Annotated in this window: 12 protein-coding genes; 11 read left to right on the plus strand and 1 reads right to left on the minus strand. The window is 66.4% G+C overall.

The genetic code is table 11. From position 1 onward, the window contains the following. Position 1: 1 nt before the first annotated feature. From rbbA to proB, 9 genes are all read left to right on the plus strand, one after another. Complete coding sequence (gene rbbA / locus CLN94_RS03845) at positions 2 to 2,710, plus strand: ribosome-associated ATPase/putative transporter RbbA (protein ID WP_096431293.1); 2,709 nt, start codon at positions 2 to 4, stop codon at positions 2,708 to 2,710. A 1-nt stretch (position 2,711) separates the two neighbouring features. Continuing rightward, positions 2,712 to 3,827: an ABC transporter permease gene (locus CLN94_RS03850; RefSeq protein ID WP_096431295.1), complete on the plus strand. Its 1,116-nt coding sequence runs from the start codon at positions 2,712 to 2,714 to the stop codon at positions 3,825 to 3,827. A 47-nt stretch (positions 3,828 to 3,874) separates the two neighbouring features. Next, entirely contained in the window at positions 3,875 to 5,695 is a 1,821-nt protein-coding gene (locus CLN94_RS03855) for an ABC-F family ATP-binding cassette domain-containing protein (protein WP_096431297.1), read from the plus strand. Positions 5,696 to 5,853: 158 nt separating this feature from the next. Continuing rightward, a complete protein-coding gene (locus CLN94_RS03860; protein ID WP_096431299.1) occupies positions 5,854 to 6,969 on the plus strand; it encodes a CaiB/BaiF CoA transferase family protein in 1,116 nt (371 codons plus the stop codon). A gap of 171 nt (positions 6,970 to 7,140) precedes the next feature. Then, entirely contained in the window at positions 7,141 to 7,527 is a 387-nt protein-coding gene (gene rplU, locus CLN94_RS03865) for a 50S ribosomal protein L21 (protein ID WP_096431301.1), read from the plus strand. A 14-nt stretch (positions 7,528 to 7,541) separates the two neighbouring features. Continuing rightward, positions 7,542 to 7,811, plus strand: coding sequence for a 50S ribosomal protein L27 (rpmA, locus tag CLN94_RS03870; RefSeq protein ID WP_096431303.1), 270 nt, complete (start codon positions 7,542 to 7,544; stop codon positions 7,809 to 7,811). Positions 7,812 to 8,010: 199 nt separating this feature from the next. Then, positions 8,011 to 8,562, plus strand: a complete 552-nt coding sequence (locus CLN94_RS03875) for a GNAT family N-acetyltransferase (protein WP_096431305.1) — start codon at positions 8,011 to 8,013, stop codon at positions 8,560 to 8,562. Positions 8,563 to 8,740: 178 nt separating this feature from the next. Continuing rightward, positions 8,741 to 9,766: a GTPase ObgE gene (gene obgE, locus CLN94_RS03880; protein ID WP_096431307.1), complete on the plus strand. Its 1,026-nt coding sequence runs from the start codon at positions 8,741 to 8,743 to the stop codon at positions 9,764 to 9,766. Next, entirely contained in the window at positions 9,754 to 10,872 is a 1,119-nt protein-coding gene (gene proB, locus CLN94_RS03885; RefSeq protein WP_096431309.1) for a glutamate 5-kinase, read from the plus strand. Before obgE ends, proB begins: the two co-directional genes overlap by 13 nt. 145 nt (positions 10,873 to 11,017) lie before the next feature. Here the strand turns inward: proB and CLN94_RS03890 are convergent, their stop codons facing one another. Continuing rightward, positions 11,018 to 12,391, minus strand: a complete 1,374-nt coding sequence (locus CLN94_RS03890) for a M20/M25/M40 family metallo-hydrolase (RefSeq protein WP_096431311.1) — start codon at positions 12,389 to 12,391, stop codon at positions 11,018 to 11,020. A 211-nt stretch (positions 12,392 to 12,602) separates the two neighbouring features. On the opposite strand from CLN94_RS03890, the gene hemA reads away from it, so the two are divergent. Together hemA and CLN94_RS03900 are read left to right on the plus strand one after the other, a co-directional pair. Beyond that, positions 12,603 to 13,832: a 5-aminolevulinate synthase gene (gene hemA, locus CLN94_RS03895; RefSeq protein WP_096431313.1), complete on the plus strand. Its 1,230-nt coding sequence runs from the start codon at positions 12,603 to 12,605 to the stop codon at positions 13,830 to 13,832. A 111-nt stretch (positions 13,833 to 13,943) separates the two neighbouring features. After that, positions 13,944 to 15,194: a helix-turn-helix domain-containing protein gene (locus CLN94_RS03900; RefSeq protein WP_096431315.1), complete on the plus strand. Its 1,251-nt coding sequence runs from the start codon at positions 13,944 to 13,946 to the stop codon at positions 15,192 to 15,194. Positions 15,195 to 15,272 lie beyond the last annotated feature (78 nt).

Genomic DNA, 15,272 nt, shown 5'->3' on the forward strand with positions numbered 1-15,272 from the left:
GATGGAGCATGTCGCGGAACTGACGCAGGTCTCGCATCGCTACGGCGCCACCGCGGCGCTGAGCGAGGTCAGCCTGCAGATCCCGGCGGGCTGCATGGTCGGCCTGATCGGGCCGGACGGGGTGGGCAAATCCACGCTGCTCGGGCTGATCGCGGGGGTGCGCAAGCAGCAGGCGGGGCGGATCTGTGTGCTCGGTCAGGATATCGGCTCGGCGCGGGTGCGCAGCGAGCTTGGCGCGCGCATCGCCTACATGCCGCAGGGGCTTGGCCGCAATCTCTACCCCACGCTCAGCGTGCGCGAGAACCTCGATTTCTTTGGCCGCCTGTTTGGCCAGAAGGCCGAGGAGCGCCGCGCCCGCATCGCGATGCTGACCGAGGCGACGGGGCTTGCGCCCTTCCTCGACCGACCGGCGGGCAAGCTCTCGGGCGGGATGAAGCAGAAGCTCAGCCTCTGTTCCGCGCTGATCCACGACCCCGACCTGCTGATCCTTGACGAGCCGACGACCGGGGTCGACCCGCTCTCGCGCCGGCAGTTCTGGGACCTGATCGACCGCATCCGCCAGCATCTGGGCGACATGAGCGTGCTGGTCGCCACCGCCTACATGGAAGAGGCCGAGCGCTTCGACTGGCTCGCGGCGATGAATGACGGGGCGGTGATCGCCTCGGGCAGCCCCGCCGAGATCCGTGCCCAAAGCGCGAGCGCGACGCTCGAAGAGGCGTTCATCAAGCTCTTGCCGGGCGGCCCCGAAGAGGCGGGCGTCACGCTGCGCCCGCGCGTGGCCGCCCCCGATGCCGTGCCCGCGATCGAAGCCACCGGGCTGACCAAGCGGTTCGGCGATTTCACCGCTGTCGATGACGTCAGCTTTACCATCCCCGAGGGCGAGATCTTTGGCTTCCTCGGCTCGAACGGCTGCGGCAAGTCGACGACGATGAAGATGCTGACCGGGCTTCTTGAGCCCAGCGCGGGGCGCTCGAAGCTCTTTGGCGAGGAACTGGCGAGTTCGGATATGCAGGCCCGCCAGCGCATCGGCTACATGTCGCAGAGCTTCTCGCTTTATGGCGAGCTGACGGTGCGCCAAAACATCGAGCTGCACGCCAAGCTCTATCACATTCCGGCGGCGCGCCGGGCTGCCCGTGTGGCCGAGGTGATCGACGAGTTCGACCTGCACGACGTCGCCAATGCGATGCCCGACGACCTGCCGCTGGGCCTGCGTCAGCGCCTGCAACTGGCGGTGGCCACGATCCACGAGCCGCGCATCCTGATCCTCGACGAGCCGACCTCGGGCGTCGATCCGCTGGCGCGCGACGGGTTCTGGCGCAAGCTGATCTCGCTGTCGCGCGACCGGGGCGTCACGATCTTCATCTCGACCCATTTCATGAACGAGGCCGAGCGCTGCGACCGGATATCGCTGATGCATGCGGGGCGGGTGCTCGAGGTGGGCACCCCCGCCGAGATCGTCGCGCGGCGCGAGGCGGCGACGCTCGAAGAGGCGTTCATCGGCGTGCTCGAACACGAGCTGCCGCCCGATCCGGCCAATACCGATCTGCCGATGGCGCCGGTCGAGGCCGAGGCGCCGGGCGCGATCGAGCGCGCCTTTACCCGGCTCTGGGCCTATACTTGGCGCGAGACGCTGGAACTGGTGCGCGACCCGATCCGCATGTTCTTTGCGCTGATGGGGCCGGTGATCCTGATGCTGACGATGGGCTTCGGGATTTCCTTCGATGTCGACAAGCTCAGTTTCGCGGTGAACGATCAGGACAAGAGCCCCGAGAGCCGCCGCCTGATCGAGGCGTTCTCCTCGATCCGGCAATTCGAGCGGCTCGACGATTTCTCGACCATGGCCGAGCTGGACCGGCGCATGGGCGAGGGCGGGCTGACGCTGGCGCTGGAATTCCCTGATGGGCTGGGCAAGGCGCTGCATCAGGGCGAAGAGGTGCCCGAACTGTCGATCTGGATCGACGGCGCGATGCCGTTTCGCGCCGAGACCACGCGCGGCTATGCGCTGGGTCTGTTGAATCAGGCGGCGCAGACGATGGCTGCTGAGCGCGGCGAGGACAGCAACACCACGCTCTCGATCCAGAGCCGCTTCCTCTACAACCAGGCCTTCAAGAGCGCCTATGCGATGGTGCCCTCGATGCTGATGGTGATCCTGATGCTGATCCCGGCGATCATGTCGGCGATCTCGGTGGTGCGCGAAAAGGAAACCGGCACGATCGCGAATTTCCGCTCGACCCCGGTCAGGCGGGTGGAATTTCTGGTTGGCAAGCAATTGCCCTATGTGCTGGTCTCGTGGATCGCGTTCTGGCTGCTGATCGCGCTGGCGCTTTATGTCTTCGGCCTGCCGCTGACGGGCAGCCTGCCGGCGCTGGCGCTCCTGGCCTTGCCCTTCGTGCTGGCGACGACGGGCTTTGGGCAGGTGATGTCCTCGTTCACGCGCACGCAGGTCTCGGCGGTGTTCGCGACGGCGGTGATCTCGATTATCCCGGCGGTGAATTTCTCGGGGCTGATCATGCCGGTCTCGACGCTGGCGCCGGGCGCGCGGCTGGTGGGGCTGTCGTTCCCCGGCGCCTGGTTCCAGCCCGCGTCGGTCGGCACCTTCCTGAAGGGCTTCGGCCTGGCCGACATGGCCGGCACGCTTGTCGTGCTGATCGCCTTCGGTTTCGCTTATCTCGGGCTGGCGGTGCTGGCCCTGCGCAAACAGGAGCCCTGAGATGCAGAGCCTCCTGAACATCCTGCGCCTGACGATCAAGGAGCTGCGCGCCTTTCGCCGCGACAAGGTGATGATCGTGCTGATGATCTATGTCTTCACGCTGGCGGTTTGGCTGGTCTCCAGCGCGGCCTCGACCGAGGTGCGCGACCTGACGGTGGCGGTGGTCGACGAAGACCACAGTCCGCTCTCGACCCGGCTGATCGACGCGATCCGCGGCCCGCTGTTCAAGGCGCCCGAGTTGCTGACGGCGCAACAGGCCGATCAGGCACAGCTTGACGGCAAATACGTGCTGGTCGTCGAAATTCCCCCCGATTTCGAGCGCGACCTGCGCGCCGGGCGCGAGGCGACGCTGATGGTCTTTGTCGATGCGACCGCGGTCGCCTTCGCGGGCAACGGATCGAGTTTCATCCAGCATGTGCTCTCGCAGGAGGTCTCCGACTACCTCTCCCCCGGCACCAGCTCCGCGAGCGCGCTCAATGTCGTGCTGCGCAGCCGCTTCAACCCGAACATGACCGGCGAGTGGTTTGCCTCGGTGATGCAGCTGATGAACAGCATCACGATCCTGATGCTGATCCTCTCGGGCTCCTCGATGATCCGCGAGCGCGAGCATGGCACGATCGAGCATGTGCTGGTGATGCCGGTGCGCCCGCATGAGATCGTGCTGTCGAAGATCTTCGCGATGGGGGCGGTGATCCTCGCGGCCTCGGTGGCGAGCCTCCTTCTGGTGGTCGAGGGCTTTATGGGGGTGCCGGTCTCGGGCTCGCTGGGGCTGTTCGCGCTGGGCACGGGGCTTTACGTGATCGCGGTCGGCTCGATCGGGCTGATGCTGGCGAGCTTCACCCATAACATGGGGCAATACGGGCTTTTGGTGATCCCGGTGATCATCGTGATGATCCTGCTGTCGGGCGGCATGACGCCGCTGGAATCGATGCCCGAATGGCTGCAGATCCTGATGCGCACGATCAGCCCGGCACCGCATTTCGTGATTTTCGCGCAGGCGGTGCTCTATCGGGGCGCGGGGATCGGGCTGGTGCTGAACGAGCTGGCGATGATCTCGGGGATGTCGCTGGTGGCGCTCGCGCTGGTGCTCGCGCGGTTCCGCAAGATCCTGTCCTGAGCGCGCCCCCCGTTGACCTTTCGCACGCGTCCCGCTAGCGGGGAGCCATGGCACGCGCACCCCTTTTGCAGCTCTCCGGCATCTCGCTCACCTTCGGTGGTAACCCCGTTTTCGACGGGCTCGATCTGGTCGTCCAGCAGGGCGACCGGGTGGCCCTGGTCGGGCGCAACGGCTCGGGCAAGTCGACGCTGATGAAGGTGATGGCGGGGCTGATCGAGCCCGACCATGGCGAGCGTGTCGTGCCTGCCGGCGTGCGCGTGGGCTACATGGAGCAGGAACCCGATCTGTCGGGCTTTGCGACGCTGGGCGAATTTGCCGCCTCGGCGCTCGATCCGTCCGAAGCCTACCGTGTCGAGATGGTGGCCGAGGGGCTGAAGTTCCGCCCCGAGACGCCGATCGCGACCGCCTCGGGCGGGGAGCGCCGCCGCGCCGCGCTGGCGAAGCTCTTGGCCGAGGCGCCCGAGCTGATGCTTCTGGACGAGCCGACCAACCACCTCGACATCCAGGCGATTGGCTGGCTCGAAGAACAGCTGCGCGATACCCGCACCGCCTTCGTGCTGATCTCGCACGACCGCGCCTTTTTGCGGCATCTGACGCGCGCGACCTTGTGGATCGACCGCGGGCAGGTGCGCCGGCAGGAACGCGGCTTTGAGGCGTTCGAGGAGTGGCGTGAGCAGGTCTGGGCCGAAGAGGACGAGGCGCGTCACAAGCTCGATCGCAAGATCAAGGCCGAGGCGAAATGGGCGGTCGAGGGGATCTCGGCGCGGCGCAAGCGCAACATGGGCCGGGTGCGCGCGCTGCAGGATCTGCGCGCCGAACGCGCCGCCCAAATCCGCCGTCAGGGCACCGCCGCGCTGGAGCTGGACACCGCGCCGCAATCGGGCAAGCGGGTGATCGAAGCGCGCGGGCTGTGCAAGAGCTTTGGTGACAAGCAGATCGTGAAGAACTTCGACCTGCGCGTGATGCGCGGCGACCGCGTGGCCTTTGTCGGCCCGAATGGTGTCGGCAAGACCACGCTTTTGAAGATGCTGGTCGGCGAGGTTGCCCCCGATGCCGGCACGCTCACGCTGGGCAAGAACCTCGAAATCGCCGTCTTCGATCAGGCCCGCGCCACGCTGAATTTCGAGCAGACGCTCTGGGACGGGCTGGTCAACGACCCCGAGATGCGGGTCTCGGGACGCTCGGATCAGGTGATGGTGCGCGGCCAGCCCAAGCATGTCGTGGCCTATCTCAAGGACTTCCTGTTCGACGAGGCGCAGGCGCGCGCCCCGATCGGCTCGCTCTCGGGGGGCGAACGTGCGCGGCTTTTGCTGGCGCGGATCATGGCGAAGCCCTCGAACCTCCTGATCCTCGACGAACCGACGAACGATCTCGATGTCGAGACGCTGGACCTGTTGCAGGATATCCTGGGCGAGTATGACGGCACGGTGCTGCTGGTCAGCCACGATCGCGATTTCATCGACCGCGTGGCGACCACGACGATCGCGATGGAGGGCGACGGGCGCGCGACCGTCTATGCCGGCGGCTGGACCGACTATCAGACCCAGCGCGCGCTGGCGGCCCCCGAGGCGGCGAAACCCGCTGCCGCGAAAAAGCCTGACGCCCCGAAAGAGGCTCCGGTCAAAGAAGCGCCGAAGAAATCCGGCCTGAGCTTTACCGAGAAACACCGCCTCGAAGAGCTTCCCGGCGTGATCGAAAAGCTCGAACGCGAAATCGGCAAGCTCAACGAATTGCTGTCCGACCCGGACCTGTTCACCCGCGAGCCGGTGAAATTCGCCAAGGCCACCGAGATGCTGGGCGAGCGTCAGGCCGCGCTGGACGCCGCCGAGGAAGAGTGGCTCACGCTTGAAGAAAAAGCCGCAGGCTGAGCCTCTGGCTTGCCGCGGGACGCCTCCGGCGGGCGTATTGGGACCAAGAAGAAACAGATGACGCTGCGTCATTTCGAGTGGCGCTTGTCCTCTTCTTCTTGGGGAAAATACGCTGCGGGGGTCCGGGGGCGCAAAGCCCCCGGCGTCGGGAGGATAGCATGACCACAACCGCCACCGGCCCGCTTGCGGGGCTGCGCATCGTCGAGTTCTCGGGGCTCGGCCCCACGCCCTTTGCCGCCATGTGCCTGGCCGATATGGGTGCCGAGGTGATCCGCATCGCGCGCCCCGGATCGGCGGGCGCGAAGGCGCATGTGCTGGGGCTGGAAAACGACCTGCTGGACCGAGGCCGCGATGTCGTCGAGCTGGACCTGAAATCGCCCGAGGGCCGGGCCGCCGCGCGCGCCCTGATCGCGCGGGCCGATGCGCTGATCGAGGGGATGCGCCCGGGCGTGATGGAGCGGCTGGGGCTGGGGCCTGACGATTTCCCCGACCATCCCGCGCTGGTCTATGGCCGGATGACCGGCTGGGGGCAGGAGGGGCCGCTGGCCGACCGCGCGGGGCACGACATCAATTACATCGCGCTGAGCGGCGCGCTTCATGCGATGGGGGGCGACGCGCCTGCGATCCCGCTGAACCTGCTGGGGGATTTCGGCGGCGGCGGGATCTACCTTGCCTTCGGGATGCTCGCGGCGCTGTGGCAGGCGCGCGTCTCGGGGCAGGGGCAGGTGGTGGATTGCGCGATCACCGATGGCGTCGCGCATCTGCTGGCGATGATCACCGGCATGGCGCAGGAAGGCCTCTGGGCGGATCGGCGCGGCGCGAACCTGCTTGATGGCGCGGCGCCTTTTTACACGACCTATGCCTGCGCCTGCGGCGGGCACATGGCCGTGGGCGCGCTTGAGCCGCAGTTCTATGCCGCGCTGCTGTCGGGGCTGGAGCTGGAGCCAGCCGCGCTGCCCGACCGTGCCCGGGCCGAGAACTGGCCTGCCCTGCGCGAGGTCTTTGCGCGGCGCTTCGCCAGCCGGTCGCGCAACGATTGGGCGGCGGTGTTCGCGGCGACTGACGCCTGCGCAACCCCGGTGTTGAGCCTTGCCGAGGCGCGCGCCCATCCGCAAAACGCCGCCCGCGGCGCCTATCTGCGCCACGAGGGCCGCGATCAGCCCGCGCCCGCGCCGCGGCTCTCGCGCACGCCGGGGGCGATCGGGACGGGCTCGGGGCAGCGCCGGATCGCAGCCGCCGAGGCACTCGCGCGCTGGGGCGCGAAACTGCCTTAAATCGCTTGACTCGCGCCCGGCGATCCCGGATAAGCCGCGAACCGGGCGGGAGGAGTCTCTTTCCGCCCGGCTCATTTTTGATCTCGCCCGCAAGGGCGCGCTGTCCGACGGCGGGGTGACCCGGCAACACCGCAAGGGGCCACAGGACGCGGCAGGAAAAAGGAAAGACCCATGTTTGCGGTCCTCAAGACTGGCGGCAAGCAATACAAGGTTCAGGCGGGCGATGTGCTCCGCGTCGAACTGATTGCGGCCGAAGCTGGCGACAAAGTCCAGTTCAACGAAATTCTGATGGTTGGCGGCGACACGCTGACCGTTGGCGCCCCCACTGTTGAAGGCGCTGCGGTCGTGGCCGAGGTCATCGACAACATCAAGGCCGACAAGGTCATCACCTATCACAAGCGCCGCCGCAAACATTCGTCGCAGCGCACCCGTGGCCACCGTCAGAAACTGACGCTGGTGCGCGTGACCGAGGTTCTCGCCTCGGGCGCCGCTGCCTCGGGCGTGAAGGAAGCCGTTGGCACCGCTGTTGCGCGCCGTGCCGCGCATGAAGCGAAGTAAGAGGAGACTGATCCATGGCACACAAGAAAGCAGGCGGTTCGTCCCGTAACGGCCGCGACTCCGCCGGTCGTCGCCTTGGCGTGAAACTCTACGGTGGCCAGGAAGCGATTCCGGGCAACATCATCGTGCGTCAGCGCGGCACCAAATGGTGGCCGGGTGAAGGCGTCGGTATGGGGAAAGATCACACCATCTTCGCCACGTCCGAAGGCAAAGTCACCTTCCGCAAAGGCCTCAAGGGCCGCACCTTCATTTCGGTTCTTCCCACCGCGGAGGCGGCCGAATAAGCCGATACCGAACCAGGTAGTTTGGGGGATCGGCGCAAGCCGGTCCCCCTTTTCGTTTCGGGACGTGGCCGTTGGGCCAGGAGGAGCGGACCGACGCGGGAATGTGAAGACCTGTCATCTTGTCATGTCTTTGCCGGATTTTAAGTTTAGGGCGTTAGGAAAGAGAATTTCCGCGTCCCATGCGTTCGAGGAGGACCGCATGCTTCAGGAAAAGATTTCGGGGCTTCAGGCCCATGATCAGCCTGTGATCGAGGCCGAACGCTTCGTTCTGCGCCCGCCGCGCGCGTCTGATGCGGGGCTGATCGCGCATTATGCTGGCGACAAGCGCGTCGCCGAAGGCACGCGTGCGATCCCGCATCCGCTGCCGCCGGGCACGGCCGAGAATTTCGTCGCCCGCGCCATGGCGGAAAAACACGCCGAGGATGTCTGGGTGCTCGACGGCTCCGCGCAGGGGCTGGCCGAGGTGCTCGGCGTGATCTCGCTGCAGCGCGTCGAGGTCGACCAGTCCGAGATCGGCTACTGGATCGGGCCGGGCTTCTGGAACGCGGGCTTCGCTTCCGAGGCGGTGGCGGCGCTGGTCGCGGCCAACCCGCATCGCGCGCGCACGCTCTTTGCCGAAGTGTTTCAGGACAATCCCGGCTCGGCCCGCGTCCTGACCAATTGCGGCTTCGAATACCTCGGCGATGCCGAGGCCTGGTCGGTCGCGCGCGGCCGTTCGGTCCCGACCTGGACCTATCTGCGCAAGATGTGAGTCTGCCGGGAGGGCCAGCCCTCCCGGACCCTCCCGGCGTATTTGGGCCAAGAAGAAGCGAAGGGGTTTCTTCTTGGCCCAAATACGCACCGGCGCGGCGCGCCCCTTCGGAAAGCCCGCTTGAATTGCGCGCGCGCAAGGCGTATCTCGGCGCCTTGGCACGAAAGGACCAAAACGCATGAAATTTCTCGATCTCGCCAAAGTTTACATCCGCTCGGGCGGCGGCGGCGCGGGCTGTGTCTCGTTCCGGCGCGAGAAGTTCATCGAATTCGGCGGCCCTGATGGCGGCGATGGCGGCAAGGGCGGCTCGGTCTGGGTCGAGGCGGTCGAGGGGCTGAACACGCTCATCGACTTCCGCTATCAGCAGCATTTCTTTGCCAAGAACGGCCAGCACGGCATGGGCTCGCAGTGCACGGGCAAGGATGGCGACGATATCGTGCTGAAGGTGCCGGTGGGCACCGAGATCCTCGACGAGGACGAGGAGACCGTGATCGCCGACCTGACCGAGGTCGGCCAGCGCGTGCTCCTGGCCAAGGGCGGCAATGGCGGCTGGGGCAACCTGCGCTTCAAATCCGCGACGAACCGCTCGCCCTCGCGCGCCAATCCGGGGCAGGAGGGTGTCGAGCGCACGATCTGGCTGCGGCTCAAGCTGATCGCGGATGCGGGGCTGTTGGGCCTGCCGAACGCGGGCAAGTCGACCTTTCTGGCCGCCGTGTCGAACGCGCGTCCGAAGATCGCCGATTACCCGTTCACCACGCTGGTGCCGAACCTCGGCGTCGTTGGTGTTGACGGGCGCGAGTTTGTTATCGCCGATATTCCCGGCCTGATCGAAGGCGCTTCGGAAGGCCGCGGCCTTGGCGATCAGTTCCTCGGCCATGTCGAGCGCTGCTCGGTGCTCTTGCACCTGGTCGATGGCACCTCGTCGACGCTGACCAAGGATTACCGCACGATCATCGCCGAGCTTGAGGCCTACTCGCCCGAGTTGGCCGAGAAACCGCGCGTGACCGTGCTCAACAAGATCGACGCGCTCGACCCGAAGACGCTTTCGAACCGCAAGCGCGCGCTGGAGAAAGCGGTCGAGGGGCCGATTTTCCTGATGTCCGGCGTCGCCAAGCGGGGCGTGAACGAAGTGCTGCGCGCGCTCTGGGCCGAGATCGCGGCCGATCGCGCCACCGAGGAGGAGGACGCTCCGTGGCAACCCTGACCGAGGCGCCCTCGATCGGGGCGGCGAAGCGGCTTGTGCTGAAGATCGGCTCGGCGCTTCTGGTGGATGCCAAGGGATTGCGCGCCGGCTGGCTCGAAGGGCTGGCCGCGGATGTGGCCGAGGCGCGCGCGCGCGGCGCGGATGTGGTGCTGGTCTCGTCCGGCTCGATCGCGCTGGGGCGCCGGGTTCTGGGCCTGCCCGCAGGCGCGCTGTCTTTGGAACAATCGCAGGCTGCCGCTGCGGTCGGGCAAATTCAGCTCGCCCGTGCCTATCAGGAGGCGCTCGCCCCGCATGGCGTGACCGCCGCGCAGGTTCTGGTGACGCTCGAAGATACCGAAGATCGCCGCCGCTACCTCAATTCGCGCGCGACGATGGAGACGCTCCTGTCGCTCGGCACCGTGCCGATCGTGAACGAGAACGACACCGTCGCCACCGACGAGATCCGCTTTGGGGACAATGACCGGCTTGCCGCGCAGGTGGCGGTGACGATCGGTGCCGATCAGCTGGTGCTGCTGTCCGACGTCGACGGGCTCTACACCGCGAACCCGCAGACCGACCCCGAGGCGCGCCACTTGCCGGTGATCGCGCAGATCACCCCCGAGATCGAGGCGATGGCGGGCGATCCGGTGTCGGGGGTCTCGAAGGGCGGCATGAAGACCAAGCTGATGGCGGCGAAAACCGCCGTGGGCGCGGGCTGTGCGATGGTCATCACCCAAGGCGCCGTGCCGCGCCCGCTCAAGGCTTTGGCCGAGGGCGCGCTGTGCTCGTGGTTCCTGCCCGAAGACGACCCGCAGGCGGCGCGCAAACGCTGGATCGCGGCGATGAAACCCAAGGGCGAGCTTTTCATCGACGACGGCGCCGCGCGCGCACTTTCCTCGGGCAAGTCGCTCCTGCCGGCGGGCGTAACCAAGGTCGTCGGCCGCTTCGGACGCGGCGAGCCGGTGGTGATCATGGGGCCCGGGCGCGAGATGCTCGGCAAGGGGCTCGTGCGCTACACCGCCGAAGAGGCGCGCGCCATCGCCGGTCACCGCTCGGGCGAGATCGCCGAGATCCTCGGCTACCCGGGCCGGGCCGCCCTGATCCATCGCGACGACATGGTGGTCTGACCGGGCAGGGGGCGCTGCCCCCTCTTTTTCTGCGAAAAATTCACCCCCGGAGTATTTCGGGCTCAGTGAAAGGGGTGTCCTTCATTTTGCCGCAAATATCCCGGGGGGCGTCCGAAGGACGGGAGGCGGAGCCCCCTTTGCCGTTTCAGCCCGCGATGCGGTCGAGGATGCGTGCCCAGGAGCGGATGCCCTTGTGGAAACACTCGACGTCGTATTTCTCGTTCGGCGAGTGGATCTGATCGTCGTCGCGGGCGAAGCCGATGAGCATCGCGTCGGTGTCGAGAAGCGTTTTGAAATAGCCCGCGATCGGGATCGAGCCGCCGCAGCCGACGAAGGCGGCGGGCGTGCCCCATTCTTCCGAAAGCGCCTGGCGGGCAGCCTCGAAGGCGGGGTTTTCCAGCGACATCATCGAGGCCGGGCTGGCTTCGGGTTCACGCCAGTCGACGCTGACATCGGCGGGCAGTTGCGCCTCGAACCACTTGCGGAAATTGGCCAGAACCTTTTCCGGGTCCTGCTGGCCGACGAGGCGGAACGAGATTTTCGCATGCGCCTCGGCAGGCAGCACGGTCTTGAAGCCCGCGCCGGTATAGCCGCCCCAGATGCCGTTGATCTCGGCGGTGGGGCGTGACCAGATCTGTTCGAGCGGGCTGCGATCGGCCTCGCCGGCGGGCTGCGACAGGCCGACCTCGCCGAGGAAGCTGGTGGCGTCGAAGCCAAGGCCTTGCCATTGCGCGGCGACCTCTGGCGAGAGCTCGGCGACGCCGTCGTAGAAGCCCGGGATCGTGACGCGGCCCAGATCGTCCTGCAGGCTCCCGAGGATGTGGGTCAGCACGCGGATCGGGTTGATCGCGAGGCCGCCGAACATGCCCGAATGCAGGTCCTTGTTCGCGGCTTTCAGGGTCAGCTCGACCTTGGAGAGGCCGCGCAGCATGGTCACGATCGCGGGGGTGTCATGGCCGAAAAGCCCGGTGTCGCAGATCAGCGCGAGATCGGCGCTGAGCTCGTCGGCATTCTCTTTCATGAAGGGAATGAGCGAGGGCGAGCCTGATTCTTCCTCGCCCTCGAAGAAAATCGTCAGGTTGCCCGGTAAATCTCCCGTGACCTCACGCCAGGCGCGACAGGCTTCGAGGAAGGTCATCAGTTGACCCTTGTCATCCGAGGCGCCGCGGCCCCGGATCACCGCGCCTTTCGGGGTTTCCTCGATTGCGGGGTCGAAGGGGTCACGGCTCCAGAGAGACAGCGGGTCGACCGGCTGCACGTCGTAATGGCCGTAGAACAGGATATGCGGCCTCGGCGCCTCGTGGCGGGCGACGACCATCGGATGCCCGGGAGTGGTCCGTTTTTCCGCTTTGAAACCAATCTCTTGCAATTCGCGAACCAGCCAGTCGGCGGCGGCTTCGGTTTGCGGGATATAGGCGGGATCGGTGGAAATCGACGGGATCCGCAACAGGTCCAAAAGTCGCTCTTGCGCGGCGGGAAGATTTTCATCGATACGGGTGAGAATGGCCTCGAGTGACATGGGCGCCTCCTTTTGGCGGCAGCCTAGCGAGGCGCACGGGATAGTCCAGAAGGGCGTGGGGGAAATTTCATCTTCCAAAAATTGAATGTTTGCAAAAGATGTGGATCTGCGACATTTTTGCGCTCCCAAGGGGGAGGATTGACCTTTATCAAGGTCGCGCGCAGGCAGGGAAGCTAGGCAATAGCCCAGCGAATAGGCGAGGATTACACCGATGAACTACGATCACGCTCTGGAACAGGCGATCACCCGGCTCCACGAAGAAGGCCGTTATCGCACCTTTATCGATATCGAGCGTGAGAAGGGGAACTTCCCGAAAGCGACCTGGAACCGCCCCGACGGCGCGCGCCAGGAAATCACCGTCTGGTGTGGCAACGACTATCTGGGCATGGGCCAGCACCCGGCGGTTCTGAGCGCGATGCACGAAGCGCTGGACGCGGTGGGCGCGGGCTCGGGCGGCACGCGCAACATCTCGGGCACGACGGCCTATCACAAGCGCCTCGAGACCGAGATCGCGGGGCTGCATGGCAAGGAGGCCGCGCTGGTCTTCTCCTCGGCCTATATCGCCAATGACGCGACGCTTTCGACCCTGCGCATTCTGTTCCCCGGCCTGATCATCTATTCCGACGAGCTGAACCACGCCTCGATGATCGAGGGCATCCGCCGCGGCGGTGGCCACAAGCGGATCTTCCGCCACAACGATCTCGCCCACCTGCGCCAGCTTCTTGAGGCCGACGATCCGGCTGCGCCGAAGCTGATCGCCTTTGAGTCGATCTATTCGATGGATGGCGACATTGGCCCGATCAAGGGCTTCTGCGATCTGGCTGACGAGTTCGGCGCGCTGACCTATCTCGACGAGGTGCACGCGGTCGGCATGTATGGCCGTCACGGCGGCGGCATCTCGGAGCGCGACAACCTCGCGCATCGCATCGACATCATCAACGGCACGCTGGGCAAGGCCTTTGGCGTCTTCGGCGGCTATGTCGCGGCCTCGGCCCGCATGGTCGACGCGATCCGCTCCTACGCGCCGGGCTTCATCTTCACCACCTCGCTGCCGCCGGCAGTCGCGGCGGGCGCTGCGGCCTCGATCGCCTTCCTCAAGACCGAAGAGGGCCAGAAACTGCGTGACGCCCAGCAGCTGCACGCCAAGATCCTCAAGATGCGCCTGCGCGCGCTTGGCCTGCCGATCATCGACCATGGCACCCATATCGTGCCGGTCATCATCGGCGATCCCGTGCACTGCAAGGCGCTCTCGGACATGCTGCTGTCGGAATTCGGCATCTACGTGCAGCCGATCAACTTCCCGACCGTGCCGCGTGGCACCGAACGGCTGCGTTTCACGCCCTCGCCGGTGCATACCACGGACCAGATCGACCACCTCGTGCGCTCGATCGACAGCCTGTGGTCGCGCTGTGCGCTGAATCGTGCCGAAGCGAGCGCCTGAGCTTTTTCTGCCGATGCATCGTTCACGCGGCTGTGTTAGTCTCGTAGCAAGTTTCGTGAATAGCACGACGCGAATCGGCAAGATTTAGCGATATTGGGGCAGGACAGGCGCATGATCGGGCGGAAGGACGGACCTTCGGCACAAGAAGAGGTCAAACCGAAAGGCTTTGACGACTTCGAGCTTCGGCTAGGTGATGTGATGCGCGGCGAGCGGGCGACGCTCGCCAAGTCGCTCCTTGATGTTCAGCGCGAACTCCGGATCAAGGCCTCGCATATCGCGGCGATCGAAGCCTGCGACGTCGATGCCTTCGAGACCCCCTCGTTCATCGCCGGTTACGTGCGCTCCTACGCGCGCTATCTGGGTATGGACCCGGACTGGGCCTTTGAGCGCTTCTGCAAAGAGGCGGGCTTCACCCCCACCCATGGTATGGCCGCGGCCGCTTCGGGCCCGAAACGCGCGCGTCCGATCGTGGCCGAGCCGCTGGCCGACCCGAACGCGAGCTTCGTGCCGCGTGGCGAGGCCTTCTGGACCAAGATCGAGCCGCGCGCTGTCGGCTCGGTTCTGGTGCTTCTGCTGCTGGCCAGCGGGATCGGCTATGGCGGCTGGTCGGTGCTGCAAGAGGTGCAGCGCGTGCAGCTGGCCCCGGTCGATCAGGTGCCGGGCGTTCTGGCCGAGCTTGACCCGCTGCAATCCGTGCGTCCCATCGAAACCGCCGAAGCCGTCGGCACGATGCCCGAGCTGCCCTCGACCGAGGCGCTTGATCGCATCTATCGCCCCGCCGCGCTCGAAGTGCCCAAACTCGTGTCCCGCGACGGGCCGATCGCCGCGATCGACCCGAACAGCACCGGCGTTCTGGCCGGGCTGAGCGCGCCGACGCAGGATGCGCCCGTCGCCACCGCCGCCGATGACCCAACCGCGCTTGCCTCGGCCGAGCCGCTGGTGCGCGCGCTTGGCGAAGACGCCCCCGAGGTCGAGATTCTCGCGGTGCGCCCGTCCTGGGTGCGGATCGTCTCGGCGGAAGGCACGGTGATCTTTGAAAAGGTGCTCGATGCTGGCGAACGCTACGCGCTGCCGCGGCTCGAACAGCCGCCGGTGATGCGCACGGGCGAGTCGGGCGCGATCTATTTCGCGGTGAATGGCGTGGCCCATGGCCCGGCTGGCGCGCGCGGCGAGGTGACCAAGAACATCACCCTCTCGCCCGAGGCGCTGTCGCAGAAATTCGCTGTCGCCGATCTGGGGCGCGACGCCGACTTGGCAAGCATGATCGCCGTGGCCGATGCCGGCCCGATCGCCGCTCCGGCGCCCGAGGTTCTGCCCGCTCCGGCCAATGCGCTGCGCCCGCGCCAGCGCCCCGCGCAGTAACACCAAGCTGATCCCTGATCTCGCAACAGCCGTTGCCCTCGGGCGGCGGCTGACTTACGTTCCGGCCAAAGCCGAAGG

The sequence above is a fragment of the Pseudothioclava arenosa genome (genome assembly GCF_002358085.1).
GTDB classification, from domain to species: Bacteria; Pseudomonadota; Alphaproteobacteria; order Rhodobacterales; family Rhodobacteraceae; genus Pseudothioclava; species Pseudothioclava arenosa.

Bases quoted from the DNA above. Each gene is read 5' to 3' on its own strand.
- rbbA (WP_096431293.1), top strand. From the start codon at position 2: ATGGAGCATGTCGCGGAACTGACGCAGGTCTCGCATCGCTACGGCGCC.
- CLN94_RS03850 (WP_096431295.1), top strand. From the start codon at position 2,712: ATGCAGAGCCTCCTGAACATCCTGCGCCTGACGATCAAGGAGCTGCGC.
- CLN94_RS03855 (WP_096431297.1), top strand. From the start codon at position 3,875: ATGGCACGCGCACCCCTTTTGCAGCTCTCCGGCATCTCGCTCACCTTC.
- CLN94_RS03860 (WP_096431299.1), top strand. From the start codon at position 5,854: ATGACCACAACCGCCACCGGCCCGCTTGCGGGGCTGCGCATCGTCGAG.
- rplU (WP_096431301.1), top strand. From the start codon at position 7,141: ATGTTTGCGGTCCTCAAGACTGGCGGCAAGCAATACAAGGTTCAGGCG.
- rpmA (WP_096431303.1), top strand. From the start codon at position 7,542: ATGGCACACAAGAAAGCAGGCGGTTCGTCCCGTAACGGCCGCGACTCC.
- CLN94_RS03875 (WP_096431305.1), top strand. From the start codon at position 8,011: ATGCTTCAGGAAAAGATTTCGGGGCTTCAGGCCCATGATCAGCCTGTG.
- obgE (WP_096431307.1), top strand. From the start codon at position 8,741: ATGAAATTTCTCGATCTCGCCAAAGTTTACATCCGCTCGGGCGGCGGC.
- CLN94_RS03890 (WP_096431311.1), bottom strand. From the start codon at position 12,391: ATGTCACTCGAGGCCATTCTCACCCGTATCGATGAAAATCTTCCCGCC.
- hemA (WP_096431313.1), top strand. From the start codon at position 12,603: ATGAACTACGATCACGCTCTGGAACAGGCGATCACCCGGCTCCACGAA.
- CLN94_RS03900 (WP_096431315.1), top strand. From the start codon at position 13,944: ATGATCGGGCGGAAGGACGGACCTTCGGCACAAGAAGAGGTCAAACCG.